The sequence below is a fragment of the Microbacterium luteolum genome (genome assembly GCF_039533965.1).
Classification (GTDB): domain Bacteria; phylum Actinomycetota; class Actinomycetes; order Actinomycetales; family Microbacteriaceae; genus Microbacterium; species Microbacterium luteolum.
In genome coordinates this window covers 813,261-837,366 of sequence record NZ_BAAAUN010000001.1, presented here as the reverse complement: position 1 = coordinate 837,366, position 24,106 = coordinate 813,261, and the positions used below count along the sequence as shown (strand labels likewise).

The following is a 24,106-nucleotide window of genomic DNA, read 5'->3' as shown; positions in this document are numbered from 1 at the left end:
ACCATGACGGACGAACCGCTGCCGGAGACCCTGACCGCCGAGATCGACGCGCTCCTCGACGACGCGGGCGTTCATGATGATCGCAGACTCGTGACGCGGATGATCCGCACGTCGATCGGCCTCGGTGAGGATGATGCGGACCGACTGGACCTGAAGATCGCGTCCGCAGCCCTCGCCGAGATGCGCGACGCGTTCCGGCTGTTCGCGCCGTTCCGCGGCGTGCCGAAGGTCAGCGTGTTCGGATCGGCGCGCACGCAGCAGGACGATCCGCTCTACCTCCAGGCGCGCGACATCGCGGCCGCTCTCGCCGCGGACGGCTGGATGGTCGTGACCGGGGCGGGTCCAGGGATCATGCAGGCTGCGGCGGAAGGTGCCGGCCCCGAACTCTCGCTCGGGGTGTCCATCCGCCTGCCGTTCGAGGAGAAGGCGAACAGCCTCGTCACCGGTCAGGGCCAGGTCGTCGCGATGAAGTACTTCTTCACCCGCAAGCTGATGCTCGTGAAGGAGTCCTCGGGCTTCATCTGCCTGCCCGGCGGCTTCGGCACGCTCGACGAGATGTTCGAGCTGCTCACGCTGCAGCAGACGGGCAAGGCCGAGCCGACCCCGATCGTCCTGCTCGACCAGCCCGGTGGCACCTTCTGGCACGGCCTGCAGCGGTACATCGATGACACCCTCGAACCGATGGGCGTCATCTCACCCGGCGACTTCGACCGGGTCGTCGTCACCGACTCCGCGGAGAGGGCGCGGGCGGAGATCGCCGGTTTCTGGCGCAACTACGATTCCCTGCGGTGGATCGGCGACACCCTCGTGCTGCGTCTGCGCAACGAGCCGACGGATGCCGAGATCGAGGTGCTGAACGAGCAGTTCGCGCCGATGCTGGCCTCCGGTCGAATCGAACGGACGGCACCCAGACGCCCCGAGGTCGCCGACGACGACGTGCTGCATCTGCCGCGCCTGATCCTGCATTTGGATCAGCGTCAGGTCGGAAGTCTGTTCCGGCTCATCCGCGCGATCAACGACCTGCCGTCTGCTCCCGCGCAGTGATGCCTGCGGCGAACGCATCGAGGTCGACCGCCCGCCCGAGGATGCGCTCCGCAGCGCGGCGACCCGAGTAGTACGCCGCTCCGACGGTCGCAGGCTCATCGCCCCAGGTCGCCTCGCCGGCGAAGTGCAGGACGTCGTCGACGGGACCTGCGAGCTCGTCATGATCATGATGCGAGGAGCCGAGCGCGAGGTGGGAGTAGGACCCGACGGAGAACCGGTCCTCGCCCCAGTGCGTGATCCAGTGCGCCACCGGCTCACCGACCGCATCGCCGTAGAGTGCGCGCAGAGCGCGTACGACGTCGGCGACCACCTCGTCATCGGGGAGCTCCTGCATGTGGCGCCCGAACGGACCGGCCGCGAAGGTCAGCAGGGTCGGAATGCCGCTCACCGCGGACACGTCGTACCAGGAATGCCAGTGCTCCCCGGCTTCGCCGAGAGCGCGGATGACGTAGCTGTCCTCATTCCAGAACCGCTCGGGGAACTGGAGGAAGATCTTGTTGAAGACGCCCATGCCCAGTCTGTCGATCGGTCCGGCGACGGAGTCGGGCAGCGGGGGATCGAAGGCGAGCGATCCCGCCTGGAGAACGCCGAGAGGAACGGTCACGACGACGCGATCAGCGGTGAACTCGGCGTCGCCGGTGCTGACGACGACTCCGGTCGCCGACCGCGCGACGCGGCTCACGATGTGGCCCAGACGGACGTCGAGTCCCGCCGAGATGCGGCGCGGCAGCTCGTCGTAGCCGCGCGGGAAGATCACCTCGTCGCCGTCGATCGCATCCTCGTCGAGCCCGTGCGCGTCGAGGTCGCCGATCCATGCTCCGCACTGCTCCTCGACGCGGTGCCGGAAGAACTCGCGGATCTCGTCGATGCGCTCGGGGTCGAGGCCGGAGCGGTCGAGCGCGCGCTCGGTCACGTCCAGGTAGGTGTCGCCGGCGGAGGACTCGCCGATCTCCTCGACGAGCAGGCGGTCCGCTTCCTCGACATCGGCGATCCATCGCGCGCTGGCCTCGGCGTCCATGAGCTTGCCGTCGCCGTCGAAGTTCTCGATCGGGCGTCCGCCGACCTGGAAGCTGCCCACGGTGTACTCCAGTGTCGGAATGCCGAGCGCCTGCACGAGCTCCCAGAGCGGCGATCCGTCGATGCCGTGGACCCATGAGGCGCCGAGGTCGACGGGGAACCCGGCCTGCCGATCGGAGTTCATCCGTCCGCCGACGCGGTCGCGCCCCTCGAGCACCACGACTCTCTGGCCCGCGTCGACCAGCATCCGCGCAGTCGTGACGCCCGACATCCCGGCGCCGATCACGATGGTGTCGAACGAGTTCACGTGGTCCTCCTGCGGCGTCGTCGCCGCGACGGCGCGGCTGCCGCCGTGGCAACAGGCGGTGGGCACAGGGTATCGTGGTACGGATGTCGCGCGTGCGAACAGGCGCGACGAGAGCTGAATAGGGAGGCCGTCATGGACATCGAACTGAGTCTGCTGCGAGGCATCGAGAAGGAGAAGGCGATTCCCTTCGAGGAACTCGTCTCGATCATCGAGCAGGCGATCCTGACCGCGTACTCCAAGCACGTCGCCGGTGACGGCGCGGCCCCCGAAGGCGTCCGCGTGCACCTCGATCGCAAGACCGGTCACGTCGACGTGCTCCAGGTCGTCCGGGATGAAGAGGGCGCGATCATCGGCGAGGAGGACGCGACTCCCGACGACTTCGGCCGGATCGCCGCCTTCGCCGCCAAGCAGGTCATCAGCCAGCGCCTCCGCGACATCGCGGACGACGTCGTGCTCGGCGACTTCAAGGACAAGGAAGGCGACATCGTCGCCGGCGTCATCCAGCAGGGTCCGAACCCGCGGATGATCCACGTCGACCTCGGCGCCGTCGAGGCCATCCTGCCGCCCGAGGAGCAGGTGCCGGGCGAGGAGTACACCCACGGATCGCGACTGCGTGTCTACGTGACGAGCGTCGCGAAGGGCCTCAAGGGTCCGCAGATCACCGTGTCGCGCACCCACCCGGGTCTCGTCCGCAAGCTCTTCGCCCTGGAGGTTCCGGAGATCGCGGCCGGTCTCGTGGAGATCGTCTCGCTCGCTCGCGAAGCCGGGCACCGGACGAAGATCGCGGTGAAGGCGAACGACCCCTCGATCAACGCGAAGGGCGCCTGCATCGGTGAGATGGGGCGCCGCGTCCGCGCGGTGACCGAGGAGCTCGCGGGGGAGAAGATCGACATCGTCGATCACGATCCGGATCTGGCGACCTTCGTGGCACACGCCCTGTCGCCTGCCAAGGTGACGAGCGCCTTCGTGCTCGACGCCGGCACCAAGGCCGTGCGCGCGCTGGTTCCCGACTACCAGCTGTCGCTCGCGATCGGCAAGGAGGGCCAGAACGCCCGCCTCGCCGCCAAGCTCACCGGAGCCAAGATCGACATCCAGCCCGACAGCGTCCTCGACGACTGACCGGTTCTCGTCCCGACTCGCGCCATGCGGGGAGAGGGGCGGGGGAACGCAGGTGTAAGATGGAACCCGTACGAACGTGCGTCGGCTGTCGCACGCGTGCTCCTCGCTCCGCTCTTCTCAGAGTGGTGTCCCAGAACAATGTGCTCATCATCGATGAGCGTGCTGTTCTGCCGGGGAGAGGCGCGTGGCTGCATCCGACACAGGAATGCATGGATGCCGCTCTGCGGCGTCGCGCATTCGGACGAGCACTGCGCGTGTCCACTCAGTTGGACACGCGGACCTTCGAACAGCACCCACCAAGAAACAAAGGCTGAACAGCTATGGAAACAAAGTGAACGGCTCGAAATGAGACCCGTCCGCGACTAGTGGTCTGCCCTGTCTGGGTGGACCGACTCAGACAGGAGAATTGTGGCTGGTAAACCACGCGTACATGAGATCGCCGCCGAACTCGGCGTCGACAGCAAGGTCGCTCTTGCAAAGCTCAAAGAACTCGGCGAGTTCGTGAAGAGCCCGTCCTCGACCATCGAACCGCCGGTGGCGCGCAAGCTGCGTGCGGCGATCGAGGCCGACGGCTCGCTCAAGACCGGTGCGGATGCCGCGCCTGCGGCCAAGCCCGCAGCGAAGCCCGCCGCCAAGCAGGCGCCGACCCCGGGCCCCAAGCCCGGCCCGAAGCCTGCCCCCGAGGCTCCCGCCCCCGAGGCACCCGCCCCGGCGGCTCCCGCTCCGGAAGCACCTGCTCCCGCTGCGGAGACCCCTGCACCGGCATCCGAGCCCGCAGCGGCCAAGTCCGATGACGGCGGCGCGCCGAAGCCCGGTGCCCCGCGCCCCGGCAACAACCCCTTCTCCTCCTCGCAGGGGATGGGCCAGCGTCCGGCGGGTCCCCGCCCGGGCAACAACCCCTTCGCTTCCGCGCAGGGCATGGGCCAGCGCCCGAGCCCGACTCCCGGAAACATCCCGCGCCCGCAGGCGCCCCGTCCCGGCGCTCCGCGTCCGGGTGCCCCGCGTCCCGGCGGCCCCGGTCGTCCCGGTGGCGCAGGTCGCCCCGGTGGCGGCGGTCGTCCCGGTGGCGCACCGTTCCAGCAGCGTCCCGGCGGCCCCGGTCGTCCCGGCGGTGCCGGTGGACCCGGTGGTGCAGGCGGCCCCGGTGCACGTCCCGGTGGCGGTTTCGCCGGTCGTCCCGGTGGTGGTGGCGGCCGTGGCCGCGGTCCCGGTGGTGGTACCGCCGGTGCCTTCGGCAAGGGCGGCGGCAAGAGCAAGCAGCGCAAGTCGCGGCGGGCGAAGCGGCAGGAATTCGAGATGCGGAGCGCCCCGGTCGTCGGTGGCGTCAACGTCACCCGTGGCAACGGGGAGATCATTCGCATGCGTCGTGGCGCGTCCATCGCGGACTTCGCCGACAAGATCGAGACGCTGACCGGCTACACCGTGCAGCCGGGAACCCTCGTCACCATCCTCTTCAACCTCGGCGAGATGGCCACGGCCACCGAGTCGCTGGACGAGGCGACCTTCGAGGTCCTGGGTGCCGAGCTCGGCTACAAGATCCAGATGGTCTCGCCCGAGGACGAGGACAAGGAGCTCCTCGAGGGCTTCGGTCTCAACCTCGAGCAGGAGCTGGAGGAGGAGAGCGAGGACGACCTCGAGATCCGTCCGCCGGTCGTCACCGTCATGGGTCACGTCGACCACGGTAAGACGCGCCTTCTCGACGCGATCCGCCAGACCAACGTCATCGAGGGTGAGGCCGGAGGCATCACCCAGCACATCGGTGCGTACCAGGTGTGGACGGAGCACGAGGGCATCGAACGTGCCATCACCTTCATCGACACCCCCGGTCACGAGGCGTTCACCGCCATGCGTGCCCGTGGTGCGCAGGTCACCGACCTCGCGATCCTCGTGGTCGCGGCCGATGACGGCATCATGCCGCAGACGGTGGAGGCCCTGAACCACGCCCAGGCGGCCAATGTGCCGATCGTGGTCGCGGTCAACAAGGTCGACAAGCCCGACGCCAACCCGTCGAAGGTGCGCCAGCAGCTCACCGAGTACGGTCTGGTCGCGGAGGAGTTCGGTGGCGACGTCATGTTCGTCGACGTGTCGGCACGAGCGAACACCGGCATCCAGGACCTCCTGGACGCGGTGCTGCTCACGGCTGACGCTGGTCTCGACCTGACGGCCAACCCGAACAAGGGTGCCCGCGGTGTCGCGATCGAGGCGAAGCTCGACAAGGGTCGCGGTTCTGTCGCCACCGTGCTGATCCAGTCCGGAACGCTCCGGATCGGTGACGCCATCGTGGCCGGCACGGCCTATGGCCGTGTGCGTGCCATGGCTGACGAGAACGGCGAGCAGGTCCTCGAGGCCTACCCGTCGCGCCCGGTGCAGGTGCAGGGTCTGAACTCCGTGCCTCGTGCCGGTGACGTCTTCATCGTCACCGAAGAGGACCGCATGGCCCGCCAGATCGCTGAGAAGCGTGAAGCAGTCGAGCGCAACGCCCAGCTGGCCAAGGCCCGCAAGCGCATCTCGCTCGAGGACTTCACCCGTGCTCTCGAAGACGGCAAGGTCGAGTCGCTCAACCTCATCATCAAGGGCGACGTGTCTGGTGCTGTCGAAGCGCTCGAGGAATCGCTCCTCAAGATCGAGGTCGACGACTCGGTGCAGCTGCGCATCATCCACCGCGGAGTCGGTGCGATCACCGAGTCCGATGTGAACCTCGCGACGATCGACAACGCGATCATCGTGGGCTTCAACGTGCGTCCCGACACGAAGGCGCGCGAGCGCGCTCAGCGCGAGGGCGTCGACATCCGGTTCTACTCGGTGATCTACAACGCCATCGATGAGATCGAGAGCTCCCTCAAGGGCATGCTCAAGCCGGAGTTCGAAGAGGTCCAGTCGGGCGTCGCCGAGATCCGCGAGGTCTTCCGCTCGTCGAAGTTCGGCAACATCGCCGGTGTCATCGTGCGGTCGGGAACGATCACGCGAAACGCCAAGGCGCGTGTCATCCGCGACGGCGTCGTGGTGGCCGATGGCCTCGCCATCGAGTCACTGCGCCGCTTCAAGGACGACGTCACCGAGGTACGCACGGACTACGAGGCCGGTATCGGTCTCGGCAAGTTCAACGACATCCAGATCGGTGACGAGATCGAGACGACCGAGCTCATCGAGAAGCCTCGCGGCTGATCAATCGCGATACCTTCGGGCGAGGATGCTGCGCGCATCCTCGCCCGAAGACTTTCTGAAGAGGGAGAGAAAAATGGCTGGTGAACGACAGGCTCGTCTGGCGGACCGCATCCGCGTGATCCTCGCCGAGCGGCTGGAGAAGGGGCTGCGCGACCCGCGCCTCGGCTTCGTCACGCTCACCGACTGCCGCGTCAGCGGCGACCTCCAGCACGCCTCCGTGTTCTACACGGTGCTGGGCACGGAGGAGGAGCGCATCGCCAGCGGCGAAGCTCTCACGTCCGCGACCGGCATGCTGCGCAGCGAGGTCGGACGGCAGCTCAGCACGCGGCTCGTGCCGACGCTCGAGTTCATCCCTGACGCGCTTCCGGAGAACGCCGACCACATCAGTGCTCTCCTGCGTCAGGCGCAGGAGCGCGATGCGGAGGTCGCGAAGCTCGCCTCCTCGGCGTCGCACGCCGGCGATGCGGACCCGTACCGCGCCGACGACGAGCAGGACTGACCTCGTCCGGCTGCAGGTCTACTCCGGTGGGAGCGGCAACCGATATACAACGTCGGTGAGTCGCTCCGCCGGGGACATCCCGTTGCTAGCCTCGCCTCTGCGGGATCGCGTCCCGCCGAGCTGAGGGGGATCGGCATCGAGGATTCGAACGCGCAGGAAGGCCGCTCGGCTGCGCCGGAAGCGGTCGATACCCTCCTCGAAGATCTGCTCTCCCACGGGCTGGGCTGCGCGCCCCACGTGGTGTCTCGCCTCGCTGTCGAGCTGCAGGACGACGTGCTGGCGATCCGCGAGGTCGTGGAGCGCCTGCTGCCCTCTCAGCGGACCGGCCTGCGCCCCCTGCCGACGCCGCTGCCGGTCGTTCCGGCGATCGCCGCACGGTTTCACGACCTCATCCTCCCGGCACGCGATCGCGACCTCCTCCTCGCGCTCTCCGTCTCGCTCGACGACCGACTGGACCCCCTGCTGACGTTCGACGGGCGGTCCGCGCTCGAGATCTCGGCGGCGCCCGTCGGTCGGCACCTCATCGTCCGGGCAGGAAGGGTGCGGTTCACGGACACGCGTCTGGCGATCTGGGTTCAGGCGAGGACGGATCCCGCCATCATCGGCGCCGTGCACGATCGGCTCAGCGGGATGTTCCGGAGTCGGGGCGACGGGATGAGCGCCGATTGGCATCGGGCGCGGGCGTCGCTCGAGCGGGACCCTCGCGCCGCCGCCGAACTCACCCGGATCGCCCGCGAGCTGTCGGAGGCCGGCCACCCGGACCGTGCTCTGCTGCTTGCGCGGGAGGCGACGAAGCATGCGGATGGTGCGGACCGGGATGAGGCGCGACTCGTCGCGGGCGCGGCCTCGGTGGGTGCGGGATTCGCGGTGGAGGCGGCGGAATGGCTGGGGAGCCTGTTCCCCGACGGCACACAGCGTTACCGCCTGCAAGGGCTCGCGGGACTGATCACGGCCCGCGCGCACCTTCACGGTGCGGTGCCCGACGTGGATCCGAACTCCCTCCGGCCCCGCACGGACGACACGGGCGACTGGTATTCGTGGACCCGCGCAGCGGCACTCGCCGCCGTGCTCTGCGCGGAGCGCGGCGATCGACCCGGAATGCGGAGGTGGCTGGATGCCCTGCGCGTCGGCACGGCTCGTGTCGGCGCCGAGCGCGAGCTCCGAGATCCGGTGATCGCCCTGAGCTGGCTGCTCGTCGGAGAGCGCGACCTCGATGACATCGCCGGAACCGGGCCGCTCAGTGGACGGATGCTGTGCGCACTGCGCGCCGCCGTCGACGGGGATGTCGACCTCGGACTGCGGACGCTGGAGGCAGCGGAGCCGATCATGGATGGGGAACTCGACCCGCTCGTCGCCGGCTTCGAGTTCAGCCCGGTGGTCCGGGCGTATCTGTCCGTCGCCGAGACGTTGCTGCTCGTGTGGCGCGGCGACATCGGTCGTGCTCGCGATCGGCTGCTGCTCGCCGCGCGCGAACTCTCGATCGCGATGCCGTTCGCCGGTCTGGGCGTCGTGCTCGCACGCCGATTGGACCTCGCGGTGCTCGGCGAGGTCGGCCCGGTCTCCCGTTCGCTCACGGCGGCGCTCCCGCCGGCTATGAAGACCGACGTTCTGGTCGATCGCGCGATCGCGTCGTACCTCGCCGGTGCGTTCGATGACGCCGCCGCGTCGATGCGACTCTGGATCGACCTCGGGGCACCGCAGACGACGCTCTCGGTGCCCGGTCTCGACGAGGTTGCCGCGACCGGGGAGATCGGCCCGGATGCTCCGAGCATCGTCGCGCCGCCGGAGGTCTTCCTCGCGCACGAACTCCGGATCCGGGTCGCGACCGCGGTCGACGCACGCTGGCGCTCCGAGCACGATGGGGTGCACGCCTCCGCCCGGACCCTGCGTTCGCCCTTCGCGAGAGCGCGGGTCGAGTCCATGCTGGGAGTCCAGTGCGCCATCCACGATGAGATCGGCGCCGCGCGGAGTCATCTGCGGAGCGCCCGGCATCTCTTCGAACTCGCCGGAGCGACCGCCTGGGCGCGCGCCGTCGGGGATCGGCTCGACCGGCTGGAGTCGCGCGGGACCGAGGCGGATGTCCCCACAGATCCTCTGTCAGCGTGCCGGCACGTCTGGTCGCAGCTCCTGACGGCACGCGAGGTCGAGGTGGCGATGCTCGCGGTGGTCGGCGCGGGGAACAAGGACATCGCCGCGGCCCTGGGCGTCTCCGTCCGCACCGTCGAGGTGCACCTGGGGCGGGTCTTCGCCAAGCTCGACGTGCGCGGGCGTGTGGAGCTCACGGCCCTCGCACACCGCACCAACAGGCACGTCTGAATCGAGGTGCGGCCCTCGGTCAGCGCGGTAGGGAGATCCATTCTCCGTCCGCCTCGGCGAGTCCGTCGGCGATGAGGGAGTCGATCGCACGATCGCGCTGCTGTGCATCCGGCCAGTCCGGAAGAACCGTGTCCAGCGGCACCGGCGCCGGCGTCGCGTCCCGCAGCAGCCGCAGGACCGCGCCGCGCGCCTGCCGGTCGGACCCCTCATACGTCGCCTGGCGTCGGCGGGCGTCGCCCGTGTCGGGTCGTCCTGCGGCCAACCAGGCGCAGGTGCCAGCGAGAGGACAGATCTCGCAGCGCGGAGATCGTGCCGTGCACACGGTCGCTCCGAGTTCCATCGCCCCGGCGTTGAAGGCCGCCGCATCGACGTCGTCCGCGGGCAGGAGCGACTCCATCAGCGTCAGGTCACGCCGGGAGGGCGGCGACGGCTGCGCCCGACCTTCGACCGCCCTGGCGAGCACACGCCGGGTGTTGGTGTCCACGACGGGATGGCGGTCGCCGTAAGCGAAGACGGCGACCGCCCTGGCCGTGTAGTCGCCGATACCGGACAGGGCGAGGAGCGCATCGACATCGCGCGGGACGACGCCGCCGTGGCGCGCCGTTACCTCGACGGCTGCGCGATGCAGCCACAGTGCGCGGCGCGGGTAGCCGAGGTTGGCCCATTGCCGCACGACATCGGCCGTCGAGGCCGCGGCCATGACCGGCGGGGTCGGCCAGCGATCCAGCCACGCCTCGAGGTGCGGGATCACGCGGGTGACCGGGGTCTGCTGCAGCATGAACTCGCTGACCAGCACGCCCCAGGCGCCGAATTCCTCATGGAACGCCGCGCGCCGCCAGGGGAGATCGCGGGCACCGGATCGATACCATCGGAGCACCGGCTGCACGATCTCCTCGACGGGGATCGTGGGAGTCGAAGGCACGACGACAGCCTAGGCGAGCGAGATCAGCGCGCGAGAACCGGAGAGCAGCGATGAGGACGAACCACATGCGGCGGATGACCTTCGCTATCGCGTCGGGGGCGGCCCTCTGCCTCCTGGCCGGGTGCGCGACATCGACGGCGGCCGATCCCTCGGCCGGCCCGACCGCGACGCCCGCTGTGACGCCGAAGCCGACCGAGACGCCCGAGGCCGACCCAGCGGATCCGGCGACGTGGATCATCAGCGACGAGGGGATCGGACCGGTGGAGCTGGGCGGCGACTTCGGGACGGTACTCGGGATGCTCCCGGACACCTGGAAGAACGACGAGGTCTGCTCCTGGACGGCGTGGTGGACGGCGGCGGACTCGTCCTACGGGGTGTACTTCGTGCGCGGCACCGAATCCGACACGGCACCCATCAGCGAGCTGTCGGTGTACTCCGCCGCGGAGGATCTCGGCACCGTCGAGGGTCCGCGTACCGCGGAGGGCCTGGGCGTCGGCGCTTCGACCGAGGACGTGCTCACGACGTATCCGGACGCGGAGCAGGGGGCGGAGGAGATCGGAGGCGGCACCTGGATGCGTCTTCCCGGAGATGCCGAGGGGCACGTCTTCTTCCAATTCCGCGAGGGCGAGGACACGGCGAGCAGCGTGACCGTCACGTCGCGGGATGCGCCCTCCTACGAGGTGTGCGGCTGACCCCGCGATGACGGCGGCACGGCGACCGCATCGTAGGCTGGGGGGATGGTCTCGCCCGGCATCCTCCTCGTCGACAAGCCCGCAGGGCTGACCAGTCACGACGTCGTCGCGCGCACGCGCCGCGCCTTCGGGACGCGGAAGGTCGGGCACGCCGGCACGCTCGATCCGATGGCCACCGGACTGCTGGTGATCGGGATCGAGGGAGCGACGCGGCTGCTCACCTACGTCGTCGGTGCGGACAAGACCTACGAGGCGACGATCCGCCTGGGCCAGACCACCGGAACCGATGATGCCGACGGCGAGATCCTCGCCGCGGCAGACCCCGAAGCGTGGAACGCGGTGACCGACGCGGCCGTGGCCGACGGCGTCGCCGCGCTGACCGGGCAGATCTCCCAGGTGCCCAGCGCCGTGTCCGCGATCAAGGTCGATGGACGCCGCGCATACGACCGAGTGCGCGCGGGGGAGGACGTGGTGCTCGCGGCGCGCGCGGTCACGGTCTCGCGCTTCGACGTGCTCGCGACGCGCCAGGGGGAGGGCGTCCTCGACCTCGACGTGATCGTCGACTGCTCGTCCGGCACGTACATCCGTGCGCTCGCTCGCGATCTCGGGGCCGCCCTCGGCGTGGGCGGCCACCTGACGTCGCTGCGCCGCACGCGTGTCGGCCCGTTCGAGGTGGCGGATGCCGTCCTGCTCGACGACCTCGCGGACGCGGGGACGTTGACGCCCGCCCAGGCCGCCGCGCGCATCCTGCAGCCGTTGACGGTCTCTTCGGAGGAGGCGCGAGACCTCCGGCACGGCAAGCGGCTCGCCGACCAGGCCGTGCGACTCGACGGTGCTCTCGCCGCGGCCATCGATGAGGACGGCACGCTGGTGGGGATCGTGGAACGACGAGGCGCCGATCTGAAGAGCGCCATGAACATGCCGGAGGCCGCGCGATGATCCTGTGGCTCACCATCGTGCAGATCGTCGTGGCCGTCGCTGCCGGCGCGTTCTGCCTCGTCGCGGGACTCGCCGGTCGCCGGCCGAGCGATCTCAGTGTCGGCGCGCTCGCTCTCGTGGAGCTGCTCCTCGTCGTGCAGGTGGTGGTGGCGATCGCCGCGCCGTTCGCCGGCAATCCGCCCACCGGCGACCTCCTCGAGTACTGGGTCTACCTGGTGTCCGCCGTGCTGCTGCCGATCGGGGCGGTGCTGTGGGCGCTGATGGAGCGCAGCAGGTGGAGCACGGTGATCCTCGGCGTGGCCGCTCTGGCCATCGCGATCATGCTGTGGCGCATGCAGGTCATCTGGACCGTGCAGATCGCGTGACGCCCGACGTGGCGGCGGAGTCCCGCATCCCCGCGCGGCTCTAAGATGGAATGCGCTATGAGCACCACCACCCCCTCCACTCGGATGACCGGAATCGGTCGCGTCCTCGTGATCGTCTACGCCGTCATGGCGCTGGCCGCCACGGGGCGCAGCTTCGTGCAGATCGTCCGGCGTTTCGACGAGGCGCCGCTCGCGTACTCGCTCTCCGCACTCGCCGCCGTGGTGTACATCCTCGCCACGCTCGCACTCGTGCTCGCGCGGCGTCGCGGCTGGTACACGGTCGCCTGGATCGCGATCGTCTTCGAACTCACCGGCGTGCTCGTCGTCGGACTGCTCAGCATCCTCCTCCCCGCCCTGTTCCAGCACGAGACCGTGTGGTCGCTGTTCGGACGGGGCTACCTGTTCATCCCTCTGGTGCTTCCGGTGTTCGGCATCTGGTGGCTCCGCACGCATCAGCCGTCCGCCGCGGATCGTCCGATCGAGGTCACCGCGTGATCGTGTTCCGGAGTCCTGCCGAGGTGCCGGACGACTTCGGCCCCAGCGCCGTGGCCATCGGCAAGTTCGACGGCGTCCACGCCGGTCACCGGGCCGTCATCCGTCGACTGAACGAGGCGGCCGCCGCGTCGGGCAGCCGTGCGGTCGCCGTGACCTTCGACCGCAATCCGCTTGCGGTCCTCCGACCCGACCGGTGCCCGGAGAATGTCGTGACCGTCGACCGCAAGCTCGAGCTGCTCGGCGAGCTCGGGCTCGATGCGACGCTCGTGCTCACGTTCGACGAGGAACTCGCCGCGCGGAGCGCGGAGGACTTCGTGGTCGACATCCTGGTCGGCGCGCTGAAGGTGTCCCAGGTGCTCGTCGGGGAGGACTTCCGCTTCGGACGCGGGGGAGCGGGCACGCCCGCGCTCCTGCGCGAGCTCGGACCGAAGCACGGCTTCTCGGTCGAGGTCGTCGACGACGTGTATCTGCCGGGGTCGCCGCGCCGGGTGTCTTCGACGTGGATCCGCGAGCTGCTGATCGACGGCGATGTCCGCGAGGCGGCTCGCGTGCTCGGGCGCCACCCGGATGTGCGTGGCGTGGTCGTGCACGGACTCAAGCGCGGTCGCGAACTCGGGTTCCCCACCGCCAACCTCTCGACGATCGTCGACGCGTTCGTCCCCGCAGACGGCGTCTACGCCGGCTGGCTCGTCGATCACGACACCGGCATCCGTCATCCGTCGGCGATCTCGGTCGGCACGAATCCGACCTTCGACGATGTGCTCGAGCGCCAGGTCGAAGCGCACGTGCTCGACGAGACGACCCTGGACCTCTATGGTCACGACGTGACCGTCGAGTTCGTGGAGAGGCTGCGCGGCATGGTCGCGTACGAGGGCATCGACAAGCTCTCCGCCCAGATCGCCGTCGATGTCTCGGACGCCCGACGGGTGCTCGCCGGGGCCGTCGACTGACGTCGTGACGCGCGCTGACGGCGAAATCTTCCGTCGTCCGAGCCGGATGGCCTAGACTGGGGAGCGGTTCACATCGATCCTCACGCGCATCGCGTGCATCGGCGAGAACCGGAACAACTGTTCGTACGGTCCTGGCTCACGCCACACGCGGACATCGAGAACGGCTCGCGGCTTCATGAGGATGCCGGGGCCTTCACGCTCAGGAGGAGCATGCCGACCACGGCAACCGCCGCCACGCGGCGAAAGAAGACGTCCCGTCGAGACGACGAGGCCCCGCTCATCCCGATCCTTGCGCGCAAGGTGCGCGAGATCGAGGCGAAGTCGCAGCGGGGGAAGCTCGGCCCGACCAATCGCGTCAAGTTCCAGGTGATCGCCTTCCTGGTGCGCGAGGAGCGCGCCAGAGTGAAGGCGGATGCCGAGATCGGCGACCCCGCACGCGCGGAGCTGCTCAAGCGCCTCGACGGCGTCGCGACCATCCTCGCGAAGACCGCCGCACGCGACACCTCGCTCATCCAGCTGCTGGAGGCCGACCAGGCGACGTCGCCGGTGGCCAAGCGGATGCGCCGCGACTGGCTGCTCGAATCCGGAGCCGAACTGGCACCGGAAGAGCTCATCATCGCCGACGCGGCTCCTGTGCAGATCTCCTCGGTGCCCGCGGCGATCGCCGAGCGGCAGGTCACACCGCCCTCGGTCGAGTCCCGGCAGCTGGCGAACCCGTTCCTCGCGCCGGACCTGACCCCGCGCAGCACCTCGACCCCGCGCCGTCGCCTCGACGGGTGGGAGCTGATGGGTCCGCTCTACAAGGCGTTCGAGACCGGCGCCGGTGGATCGGCGGCCACGATGGAACTGCCCCCTGCTCCCGAATACGACCACCTCTCGCCCAAGGGGCTCGAGGTGATGGTGCACCAGTCCCGCTTCCTCGAAGCCGTGCGCGCCGGTCACCGCAGCTTCCTGCTGGCCGACGAGCCGGGACTCGGCAAGACGGCGCAGTCGCTGCTCGCCGCCTCCGTCGCCGGTGCCTATCCGCTGCTCGCGGTCGTTCCGAACGTGGTGAAGATGAACTGGGCCCGTGAAGTCGAGCGGTGGACGCCCCAGCGCCGTGCCACGGTCATCCAGGGCGACGGCACCGACATCGACGCCTTCGCCGACATCTTCATCGTCAACTACGAGATCCTCGACCGCCACCTCTCGTGGCTCGGATCGATCGGTCTGCGCGGCATGGTCGTCGACGAGGCGCACTTCATCAAGAACCTCTCGTCGCAGCGCTCGCAGAACGTGCTCTCGCTCGCGTCGCGGATGCGCGAGCGCACGCCGGGCGGCGACCCGCTCATGCTCGCTCTCACCGGTACCCCGCTGATCAACGACGTCGAGGACTTCGACGCGATCTGGCGGTTCCTCGGCTGGACGACCGGCGAGAAGCCGGGACCGGAGCTGATGGAGAAGCTCGACGCCACCGGGTTCACCCCCGCGGACAAGGCGTTCTACCCGGAGGCGCGGGATGCCGTGATCTCGATGGGCATCGTCCGCCGCAAGAAGAAGGACGTCGCGGCCGACCTCCCCGACAAGCTCATCGCCGACCTGCCCGTGCAGCTCGACGACGAGTTCGGACGCAGCATCCGTCAGGCCGAGCGCGAACTGGGGGAGCGGCTGGCCGCTCGCTACCGTCGCATCATCGACGCGCGCGGAGACCGCGGCCTCGCCCCGGGCGAGATCGACGAGGACATCGTGCGCCTGGTCGCGCAGAACGAGCTCGAGGAGTCGAAGGCCGCAGGCACCGGAGGCGACAACGTCTTCACCATGGTCCGCCGCATCGGTCAGGCGAAGGCGCAGCTCGCCGCCGACTACGCCGCGCAACTGCAGCGCTCGGTCGGCAAGGTCGTCTTCTTCGCGAAGCACATCGACGTGATGGATCAGGCGGAGGCGCACTTCGCCGCCGCCGGCATCCGCTCGGTGTCGATCCGAGGAGACCAGACGTCGACGGCGCGTCAGCAGGCGATCGACGACTTCAACGGCGATCCCGCGGTCGGCATCGCGGTGTGCTCGCTCACCGCCGCAGGCGTCGGACTCAACATGCAGGCCGCGTCGAACGTCGTGCTCGCCGAACTGTCGTGGACGGCAGCCGAGCAGACTCAGGCGATCGACCGCGTGCACCGCATCGGCCAGGACGAGCCGGTCACGGCGTGGCGGATCATCGCCGCGCACACGATCGACACGAAGATCGCCGAGCTCATCGACCAGAAGCAGGGCCTCGCGGCACGTGCGCTCGACGGCGAGGCTGTCGACGACACTGCGGCGGAGCCGGTGCAGCTGGCGGCCCTCATGCATCTGCTGCGGCAGGCGCTCGGCGCAGCATAGGCGTCAAGAACGGGGTTTCTTAACGCCGATTTCGGGTCCGAATCCGGATGTGTCGTGAAGATCTGAGAGGGCGGGTCTCGAGGACGTAAAGATCCTCGGTTTTCGCCTGCCTCGAATGGCGCCGCACCACGCCGGGGCACTAGTGTCGATCGCAGGCAGCGTCGCCTTTCCCCCTCTCTCCCGAACGTCGGAAGGCACCAGCATGAAGATCGGCATCCTGACGAGCGGTGGCGACTGCCCCGGACTCAACGCGGTCATCCGCGGCATCGTCCTCAAGGGCACCACCACGTACGACCTCGAGTTCGTCGGCATCCGTGACGGCTGGCGCGGGGTCGTCGAGGGCGACTTCATGCCGCTGACCCGGCACGAGGTGAAGGGCCTCTCGAAGGTGGGCGGCACGATCCTCGGCACCAGCCGCACCAACCCCTACGAGGGGGAGCGCGGTGGCGCGGAGAACATCGCGAAGACCCTCTACGGCCACAAGATCGACGGCATCGTCGCGATCGGCGGGGAAGGCACGCTCGCGGCGGCCGACCGCCTGTCGAAGGACGGCATCAAGGTGCTCGGCGTCCCCAAGACGATCGACAACGACCTTCAGGCGACGGATTACTCCTTCGGCTTCGACACGGCGGTGAACATCGCCACCGACGCGATGGACCGGCTGCGCACCACGGGAGACTCGCATCAGCGGTGCATGGTCGCCGAGGTCATGGGGCGCCACGTCGGTTGGATCGCGCTGCACGCCGGCATGGCGGCAGGGGCTCACGTCATCTGCATCCCCGAGGTGCCCATGTCGATCGACGACATCACCGCGCTCGTCTCGAGCGCGCACGACCGCGGTCGTGCGCCCCTGGTCGTCGTGTCCGAGGGCTTCAAGCTGCTCGGCATGGAAGAGGCCTACAGCGACAAGGGCCTCGACGCGTTCAACCGTCCCCGTCTGGGCGGCATCGGCGACCAGCTCGCGCCCGAGATCGAGCGCATCACCGGCATCGAGACGCGCGCCACGATCCTCGGTCACATCCAGCGCGGCGGCTCGCCGTCGGCCTTCGACCGGGTCCTCGCGACACGCCTCGGCCTGCACGCCGCCGACGCGATCGTCGAAGGCGCCTGGGGCCAGATGGTCGCGATGCAGGGCACGGACATCGTGCGCGTGCCGTTCGCCGACGCGCTCGGCGAGCTGCACACGGTGCCGCGCTACCGCTACGACGAGGCCGCTGCGCTCTTCGGCTGAGCGTCCGGTCGGGCGCACGAGCCGGCTCGTCCGCGCTGAATCAGGCGATCGCGCGGAATCAGGCTGATCGGGCGAGTTTCTGCCTGTGTCCGCGCGTCTGCCTGATTCCGCGCGCGAGGTCAGCGGCGTGATCGGATCTGGTGCAATCCCTGCGCCATCGCCGTGCGCACGGTGTGCTCGATATACGTGTGATCGTGCATCACCTGGTGGTAGTCGAACCGGAGGATCGTGTAGCCGCGCAGCACGAGTCTCGCGTCCGCGCGGAGATCGCGGCGGCGATCTCTCGCTGCGCTGTGATGCGAGTAGCCGTCGATCTGCACGCCGAGGCGATCGCCGATCAGCGCGTCGAGCGGATGTCCGTCGACCCATACCTGCTGACGGACGGCGACGCCGATCGCCCGCATCCGCTCGACGAAGACCGTCTCAGGTCCGGAGTCCGATCTGCTGCCCACGAGGGACGCGATCCGCGCAGCCGCCGAGGAGCGCCAGTCGACACGTTCCAGTTCGTCGAGTTCCACGGCATCCCGTCGCACCGCCGACTCCCAGACCGCCAGTGCATCGGGCGTCGGAAGGCATCGAGCGACGTGGAAGAGCACATTCAGGACGGGTTCGTCCGCGGCTCGCGGATGCACCGGCACCGGCCCACGGCCACGGTGGACCTGGATGCCTGTGGCATCGAACCGAGAAGCGGAATGCGGGAGTGCGATGTGCACGGCATCCGTCTCGACATGCCAGAAGCCCATCAGGTCTGCCGCACTGGCACATGTGACGCGCCCGCCGACCGATGCTGCACGCACCCGTCGGCTGTCGCAGTCGACGGTGACGAGCCACGAACGCCGGACACGTCGGAGCCGTCCCGACTCGACGGCGCTGTGAACGGCGTGTGCGGTGAAGCCTGCCATCCGCAGGTGTGAAGTGTGCGCCACGCCGCCGCGTTGGCGCACCCATTTCTCGACCGACGGCTTCTCCATGCGATCAGTCTGGGATGCCGCCCGGTTCTCCCCGTCCCGGTCTTTCGCGAACAGGGGACAACTGGTGCCGGTCTTCGTCCGTGCAGCAGAAGTGCACCGTCTGCGAGATCAGGCGTTCGCGCGGGATCAGGCTGTTCAGGAGAGAACCGGCCTGATCTCGCGCGACTGCCTGATTCCGCGTGAGCGCGCGTGGTTGGTCAGGCGTCCGCGAGCCCGAGGGTGTCGAGCAGCCATGCGAGCTCGAACGCGCGCTCCTTCCAGGAGTTGTAGCGTCCGCTGACGCCCCCGTGTCCGGCGACCATCTCGCACTTCAGGAGGACATCGGATGCTCCGGCCTCCCGGAGACGGGCGACCCACTTCGCCGGCTCCACATAGAGGACGCGGGTGTCGTTGAGCGACGTCACGGCGAGGATGCGCGGGTAGGCGACGCCGTCGCGGACGTTCTCGTAGGGCGTGTACGACTTCATGTAGGCGTAGACCTCGGCGTCGTGCAGCGGGTCGCCCCACTCGTCCCACTCGATCACGGTCAGCGGCAATGAGGGATCGAGGATCGTCGTCAGCGCGTCGACGAACGGCACCGCGGCGAGGATGCCGGCGAACAGCTCGGGCGCGAGGTTCGCGACCGCGCCCATCAGCAGACCTCCCGCGCTGCCGCCCTCGGCGACCAGCTGCTGCGGCGTGGTCACGCCCGTGGTGACGAGGTGCTGCCCGCAGGCGACGAAGTCCGTGAAGGTGTTCCGCTTGTGCAGCAGCTTGCCCTCCTCGTACCACTGGCGGCCCATCTCGCCGCCACCGCGCACGTGCGCCACCGCGAAGACGACCCCGCGGTCCAGCTCCGAGAGCCGCGCGACGGAGAAGCCGGGATCGATCGAGTGCTCGTAGGAGCCGTAGCCGTAGAGGTGCACCGGTCGCGGGGCCGATCCGGGGTCGCCGAGCGAGCGCTTCCACACCAGCGAGATCGGCACCTGGGTGCCGTCGGATGCGGTCGCCCATTCCCGACGCTGACCGTACTCTGCCGGGTCATAGCCGCCGAGGACGGTGACCTGCTTGCGCAGCACCAGCTCCCGCGAGGCGAGATCGAGGTCGTACACGGTCCCCGGTGTCACGAACGACGTGTAGCCGAGTCTCAGGTACGGCGAGTGCCACTCCGGATTCCCGCTGACACCGGCCGAATACAGCGGCTCGTCGAAGGAGATCTCGTCGACGGCATCCGTCGAGTAGTCCAGCAGGCCGACGCGCTCGAGCCCCTCGCTGCGGTACTCGACGGTGGCGAAGTCGCGGAACGCGTCGGTCCCGAGGAGTCGCCGGCCCGGCTCGTGTGCGATCACCACGCGCCGCTCGCCCTGCGGATCGGATGCCGCGACCGATACCAGCTCGAAGTCGAGGGCATCGTGGTTGTGCAGGATGAGAAGACGATCCTCGCCGTCGACGACGGCATGATCGAGCGAGTACTCGACGCCTTCGCGGCGCGGCCACACGAGCCGCGGCTCGGCGGTGAGATCTCCGGTGAGGTCGACCAGGTACTCCTCGCTGGTGATGCTCGATCCGACGCCGATCACGAGGTATCGGCGACTGCGCGTGATCCCCGCGCCGAGCCAGAACTTTTCGTCGGGCTCATGGAACAGCGTGATGTCGTCGGCGACGGGGGTGCCGAGGCGGTGAAGCCACAGCGTGTCGGGCCGCCAGGCTTCGTCCCGGGTCGTGTAGACGACGCCGGTGCCGTCCGGCGTGAAGAAGGCGCCGCCGGTGTTCGGGATGACGTCGTCGAGCGTCACGCCCGTCGTCAGGTCGCGCACATGCACCGTGTAGAGCTCATCGCCCTCGAAGTCGGTGGACCAGAGCAGCTTCGTCGCGTCGTCCGAGGTGTCGAACGCTCCCAGCGAGAAGAACTCATGGCCCTCGGCCTCGGCGTTCCCGTCGAGGAGGACGACCTCGCCGGGCACCGGCACGCCGGGCTCGAGGCGCGGGGGAGTCCAGTCGCCGGGTGCGGCGGCGGCACGGCAGTGGATGCCGTACTGAGAGCCCTCTTCCGTGCGGCTGTAGTACCACCAGTCGCCGCGACGGGTGGGCACCGACAGGTCCGTCTCCTGCACCCTGCTCTTGATCTCCTCGAACAGCTGCTCGCGAAGCTCGGCGAGGTGCGCGGTCTTCGCGTCGGTGTAGGCGTTCTCGGCCTCGAGGTGCTCGATGACCTCGCCGGACTCCTTCGCGCGGAGCCACTCGTACGGGTCGTCGACCTCGTCTCCGTGGTGAGTGCGAGTGGTGGAGCGGCGGTCTGCGATGGGGGCGTCGGTCACCGTTCCACGCTATCCCAGGTCGAGTTGACCGGCGCGGGGCAGGGTGGGAGGATTTAGCGGGGCCGGTAAACGGAAGTGAAACCCACGGTGAACTCTTCGTTCATCACGTCGATCACGTCGACATCTCCTTTCTTCCTCAAACGACCGAAAGCGAACGGTGGAAACCGCAGCCCTCATCGTCGTGCTTGTCATCGCGCTGGCACTGTTCTTCGACTTCACCAACGGATTTCACGACACCGCGAACGCGATGGCCACACCCATCGCCACCGGTGCGCTGAAGCCCAAGACCGCCGTCCTCCTCGCAGCCGTCCTGAATCTCGTCGGAGCCTTCCTCTCGACGGAGGTCTCGAAGACGATCTCGGGCGGCATCATCAAGGAAGACGCGATCATCGCGGCGGGAGCCGATCTCTTCCTGTCGTTGATCTTCGCCGGACTCATCGGCGCCATCACGTGGAACATGCTGACGTGGCTGCTCGGTCTGCCGTCGAGCTCCTCGCACGCCCTGTTCGGAGGCCTCATCGGGGCCACGCTCGTCGGTGCGGGTCTCGGCGGCATCGACTTCGGTGCCGTGCTGTCCAAGATCGTGCTGCCGGCACTGATCGCCCCGGTCACGGCCGGCATCATCGCCTTCGCCGCTACCAAGATCGCGTACTCGATCACGCGTCGCTACGACGGGAAGCCCGACGGACGAGACGGATTCCGGTGGGGCCAGATCTTCACGTCCTCCCTGGTCGCGCTCGCGCACGGCACCAACGACGCGCAGAAGACCATGGGTGTGATCACCCTCGCCATGATCACGATCGGATGGCAGTCGGGTGCCCACCACGAGCCGGAGCTGTGGGTCATCATCGCCTGTGCCTTCACGATCGCGCTCGGCACCTACCTCGGCGGATGGCGCATCATCCGCACGCTCGGCAAGGGCCTCACCGACGTCAAGCCCGCGCAGGGCTTCGCGGCGGAGAGCTCGACGGCCGCCACGATCCTCGCCTCGAGCGCGCTCGGCTTCGCTCTCTCGACCACCCAGGTCGCTTCCGGCTCCGTCATCGGCTCCGGCCTCGGACGTCGCGGCTCCACGGTGCGCTGGCGCACGGCCGGACGGATCGGTATCGGCTGGCTCCTCACGCTGCCGGCCGCCGGCGGAGTGGGCGCACTGGCCGCTCTGCTCGTCGTGTGGCTCGGCAACTGGGGCGTCGCGATCGACGCGGTCATCGCGGTGCTCATCATCCTCGGTCTCTTCATGCGCTCGCGCCGCAACGCGGTCACGCATGCCAACGCGATGAGCGACGTGGCCGAGTCCCACCTCGCGGTGGAGCTCCCCGACACGCCGCCGCCCACGCGCCGGCAGCAGCGCATCGAGCGTGCCAAGGCCGAGGCGAAGGCGCGTGCCGAGGCCAGGGAGAAGGCGAAAGCCGAGTCCAAGGCCCGGGCGAAGCAGAAGGCCGAGGCCAAGGGCGCCGCGAAGTCCGGGAAGAGCTCGAAGCCCGTGGACGCCGGCCGGGACGGAGATTCCGCATGAACGTCTCGATCGACTGGCTCGCCTTCCTGCAGGTGTTCGCCGCCGCGCTCATCGGTGCCACCGCCATCGTCACGTTCTACGCGCTGGGGCTCCGGCTGCTCGTCCGGAGCGGGCACGCTCCGGTGGTGAGCCCCGCGGAGTTCACCGACGCGATCACCGTGATCTCCGAGAAGGAGCTCAAGCGGGCGGCGAAGCAGGCCGCGAAGGCGGCCAGGAAGAGCCCGCTGACCGATGCGCAGAAGTCGCTCGCGCTCGTCGGGGCCTACGGCTGCTTCGTGCTGTGCGCCGCCGCGGTGATCGCAGGCATCCTGCTCATCGTGGTCGGTCACTGACCGAGGACTGCGACCTCAGCGCAGCAGCCCGGCCACGAGAGCGTCGATGATGTCGTCGGTCGAGGTGTCCGGATCGATCGGCGACGTCAGGCGATCGAGCAGGAGGCCGTCGATCGCGTAGTGGAACAGGGCGATCTCCCGTCGGCCACCGGGAAGCCCCGCCGCCGCGTTGAACGCGACGTCGCCGTCGAGACCGGCGCGCTGCCAGGCCGCGAGGACTGCGGCGACCTCGGGTCGGCGGCTGCTCTCCAGACGCAGCTCGAACAGCGCGAGCGTGACGTCGCGATCGTCGCTGAGGCGCCGGACGATGTCGCGGATGTAATCGGCGAACAGGGCAGGACCCGGCGAGCCGGCGGCGCGGCGCTCCAGGTCCTCCGTGGTCGGAGCCAGGCGTTCTCCGATGCGTTCGACGAGCCCGGCCACGAGGGCGTCGCGGCTGCGGAAGTAGTTGGACGTGGTTCCGGTCGGGACCTCGGCCGCGGCGTCGACGGCGCGGTGGGTGAGTCCCCGGGATCCGTCGCGCGCGAGCACGGCGAGGCCGGCATCCGCGATGATCCGGCGTCTGCTCTCGTTCTTGGCCATGATCGAAGCCTAGTGCGATCACTACAGGCGCAGTAGTCGGTGGGGGAGCATAGGCTGAGGCCATGTCAGCAGGAACAGGCACCGCGCACGCGTTCGGCCGCCACCGGCCCGCGTCGCACGTCCTCATCCACGTGAGCGATCCCCACTTCCTCGCGGGAGGAGCGCGTCTCGGCGGCCGCTACGACGTCGAGGCGAACTTCGCTCGGACGCTCGCGGCGATCCGCGCCGTGCATCCGCACCCCGCAGCCATCGTCGTGACCGGTGACCTCGCCGATCTCGGTGAGCCGGACGCCTACCGACGGCTGCGCGCCGCCGTCGAGCCGGTCGCGGCCGATCTGGGCGCGCCGGTCATCTGGGTCGCGGGCAATCACGACGAGCGCCCAGCGCTGCGGCGAGACCTTCTCGATCTGCCACCGACCGAGGAACCCGTGACCGGCGTCTGGAACCTCGACGGTCTCCGGGTCATCGCCCTGGATACCAGCGTGCCGGGCTGGCATCACGGCGATCTCGATCCCGGCCAGCTCGCCTGGCTTGCTGAGACTCTGGCCCAGCCGGCGCCCCACGGCACGCTGCTGGCGATGCATCATCCGCCACTGCCGAGCCACCTGCCGCTCTTCGACATCCTGGAGCTCCGCCATCAGGACGAGCTCGCCGACATCATCCGGGGCAGCGACGTGCGCGGCATCCTCGCCGGACACCTGCACTACTCCTCGCACGGCACGTTCGCCGGTGTCCCGGTGAGCGTGGCATCCGCGACGTGCTACACGATGAACGTCGCGCTGCCCGCCGCCGAGGTCAACGGGATGGATGCCGCGCAGGCGTTCCAGCTCGTCCACGTGCACCCCGACACGATCACGCACTCGGTCGTCCCGGTGACGGATGCCGCGACTGGGAACTACTTCTCCGAGGAGTGGCTGGATCGCATGGCGGCGCTCACACCGGAGGGGCGGCTCGAAGCCTTCTCCCGGAAACGCGGTCGCTGAGCCGCGTAG

General features: G+C 69.1%; 21 protein-coding genes. 16 read left to right on the top strand and 5 right to left on the bottom strand.

Annotated features, from left to right (window positions below; genetic code table 11):
* The first annotated feature begins 3 nt into the window (after nt 1-3).
* Nucleotides 4-1,044, top strand: coding sequence for an LOG family protein (locus tag ABD648_RS04140; RefSeq protein WP_282217433.1), 1,041 nt, complete (start codon nt 4-6; stop codon nt 1,042-1,044).
* Here ABD648_RS04140 and ABD648_RS04135 read toward each other — a convergent pair.
* On the bottom strand, nt 1,013-2,434 hold the full coding sequence (locus ABD648_RS04135; RefSeq protein ID WP_344708387.1) for a flavin monoamine oxidase family protein: 1,422 nt from the start codon (nt 2,432-2,434) through the stop codon (nt 1,013-1,015). The genes ABD648_RS04140 and ABD648_RS04135 overlap by 32 nt on opposite strands.
* A gap of 66 nt (nt 2,435-2,500) precedes the next feature.
* Between ABD648_RS04135 and nusA the strand changes: the two genes are divergently transcribed.
* From nusA to ABD648_RS04110, 5 genes are all read left to right on the top strand, one after another.
* Nucleotides 2,501-3,487 carry a transcription termination factor NusA gene (nusA, locus tag ABD648_RS04130; RefSeq protein ID WP_282217432.1) on the top strand — a complete coding sequence of 329 codons (987 nt, stop codon included), beginning with the start codon at nt 2,501-2,503 and terminating at the stop codon, nt 3,485-3,487.
* 59 nt (nt 3,488-3,546) lie between these two features.
* Complete coding sequence (locus ABD648_RS04125; protein WP_282217431.1) at nt 3,547-3,801, top strand: YlxR family protein; 255 nt, start codon at nt 3,547-3,549, stop codon at nt 3,799-3,801.
* Between the two features lie 94 nt (nt 3,802-3,895).
* Nucleotides 3,896-6,652, top strand: a complete 2,757-nt coding sequence (gene infB, locus ABD648_RS04120) for a translation initiation factor IF-2 (RefSeq protein WP_282217430.1) — start codon at nt 3,896-3,898, stop codon at nt 6,650-6,652.
* Between the two features lie 73 nt (nt 6,653-6,725).
* A complete protein-coding gene (rbfA, locus tag ABD648_RS04115; RefSeq protein WP_282217429.1) occupies nt 6,726-7,151 on the top strand; it encodes a 30S ribosome-binding factor RbfA in 426 nt (141 codons plus the stop codon).
* 237 nt (nt 7,152-7,388) lie between these two features.
* Nucleotides 7,389-9,467: a helix-turn-helix transcriptional regulator gene (locus ABD648_RS04110; RefSeq protein WP_282217428.1), complete on the top strand. Its 2,079-nt coding sequence runs from the start codon at nt 7,389-7,391 to the stop codon at nt 9,465-9,467.
* Between the two features lie 19 nt (nt 9,468-9,486).
* Here the strand turns inward: ABD648_RS04110 and ABD648_RS04105 are convergent, their stop codons facing one another.
* Complete coding sequence (locus tag ABD648_RS04105) at nt 9,487-10,389, bottom strand: HhH-GPD family protein (RefSeq protein WP_282217427.1); 903 nt, start codon at nt 10,387-10,389, stop codon at nt 9,487-9,489.
* Between the two features lie 74 nt (nt 10,390-10,463).
* Between ABD648_RS04105 and ABD648_RS04100 the strand changes: the two genes are divergently transcribed.
* From ABD648_RS04100 to ABD648_RS04070, 7 genes are all read left to right on the top strand, one after another.
* Nucleotides 10,464-11,081 (top strand): hypothetical protein, encoded by a 618-nt coding sequence (locus tag ABD648_RS04100; protein WP_344708382.1) that lies wholly within the window; start codon nt 10,464-10,466, stop codon nt 11,079-11,081.
* A gap of 45 nt (nt 11,082-11,126) precedes the next feature.
* A complete protein-coding gene (truB, locus tag ABD648_RS04095) occupies nt 11,127-12,020 on the top strand; it encodes a tRNA pseudouridine(55) synthase TruB (RefSeq protein ID WP_282217425.1) in 894 nt (297 codons plus the stop codon).
* On the top strand, nt 12,017-12,385 hold the full coding sequence (locus tag ABD648_RS04090; RefSeq protein WP_282217424.1) for a hypothetical protein: 369 nt from the start codon (nt 12,017-12,019) through the stop codon (nt 12,383-12,385). The genes truB and ABD648_RS04090 overlap by 4 nt, the downstream gene beginning before the upstream one ends.
* A gap of 57 nt (nt 12,386-12,442) precedes the next feature.
* A complete protein-coding gene (locus ABD648_RS04085) occupies nt 12,443-12,880 on the top strand; it encodes a hypothetical protein (RefSeq protein WP_282217423.1) in 438 nt (145 codons plus the stop codon).
* Nucleotides 12,877-13,830, top strand: coding sequence for a bifunctional riboflavin kinase/FAD synthetase (locus ABD648_RS04080; RefSeq protein WP_282217422.1), 954 nt, complete (start codon nt 12,877-12,879; stop codon nt 13,828-13,830). The genes ABD648_RS04085 and ABD648_RS04080 overlap by 4 nt, the downstream gene beginning before the upstream one ends.
* A gap of 210 nt (nt 13,831-14,040) precedes the next feature.
* On the top strand, nt 14,041-16,185 hold the full coding sequence (locus ABD648_RS04075; protein WP_282217421.1) for a DEAD/DEAH box helicase: 2,145 nt from the start codon (nt 14,041-14,043) through the stop codon (nt 16,183-16,185).
* 202 nt (nt 16,186-16,387) lie between these two features.
* Nucleotides 16,388-17,416 carry a 6-phosphofructokinase gene (locus ABD648_RS04070; protein ID WP_282217420.1) on the top strand — a complete coding sequence of 343 codons (1,029 nt, stop codon included), beginning with the start codon at nt 16,388-16,390 and terminating at the stop codon, nt 17,414-17,416.
* A 119-nt stretch (nt 17,417-17,535) separates the two neighbouring features.
* Here ABD648_RS04070 and ABD648_RS04065 read toward each other — a convergent pair whose 3' ends face one another.
* Together ABD648_RS04065 and ABD648_RS04060 are read right to left on the bottom strand one after the other, a co-directional pair.
* Nucleotides 17,536-18,387, bottom strand: a complete 852-nt coding sequence (locus ABD648_RS04065) for a DUF559 domain-containing protein (protein ID WP_282217419.1) — start codon at nt 18,385-18,387, stop codon at nt 17,536-17,538.
* Nucleotides 18,388-18,584: 197 nt separating this feature from the next.
* Entirely contained in the window at nt 18,585-20,684 is a 2,100-nt protein-coding gene (locus ABD648_RS04060; protein ID WP_282217418.1) for a S9 family peptidase, read from the bottom strand.
* A gap of 157 nt (nt 20,685-20,841) precedes the next feature.
* Between ABD648_RS04060 and ABD648_RS04055 the strand changes: the two genes are divergently transcribed.
* Nucleotides 20,842-22,200, top strand: coding sequence for an inorganic phosphate transporter (locus tag ABD648_RS04055; RefSeq protein WP_282217417.1), 1,359 nt, complete (start codon nt 20,842-20,844; stop codon nt 22,198-22,200).
* Nucleotides 22,197-22,532: a peptidase gene (locus tag ABD648_RS04050; RefSeq protein ID WP_282217416.1), complete on the top strand. Its 336-nt coding sequence runs from the start codon at nt 22,197-22,199 to the stop codon at nt 22,530-22,532. Before ABD648_RS04055 ends, ABD648_RS04050 begins: the two co-directional genes overlap by 4 nt.
* 15 nt (nt 22,533-22,547) lie before the next feature.
* Here the strand turns inward: ABD648_RS04050 and ABD648_RS04045 are convergent, their stop codons facing one another.
* Complete coding sequence (locus tag ABD648_RS04045) at nt 22,548-23,114, bottom strand: TetR/AcrR family transcriptional regulator (protein WP_282217415.1); 567 nt, start codon at nt 23,112-23,114, stop codon at nt 22,548-22,550.
* 62 nt (nt 23,115-23,176) lie between these two features.
* Here ABD648_RS04045 and ABD648_RS04040 point away from each other — a divergent pair, with 62 nt between their 5' ends.
* Nucleotides 23,177-24,097, top strand: coding sequence for a phosphodiesterase (locus ABD648_RS04040; protein WP_282217414.1), 921 nt, complete (start codon nt 23,177-23,179; stop codon nt 24,095-24,097).
* Nucleotides 24,098-24,106 lie beyond the last annotated feature (9 nt).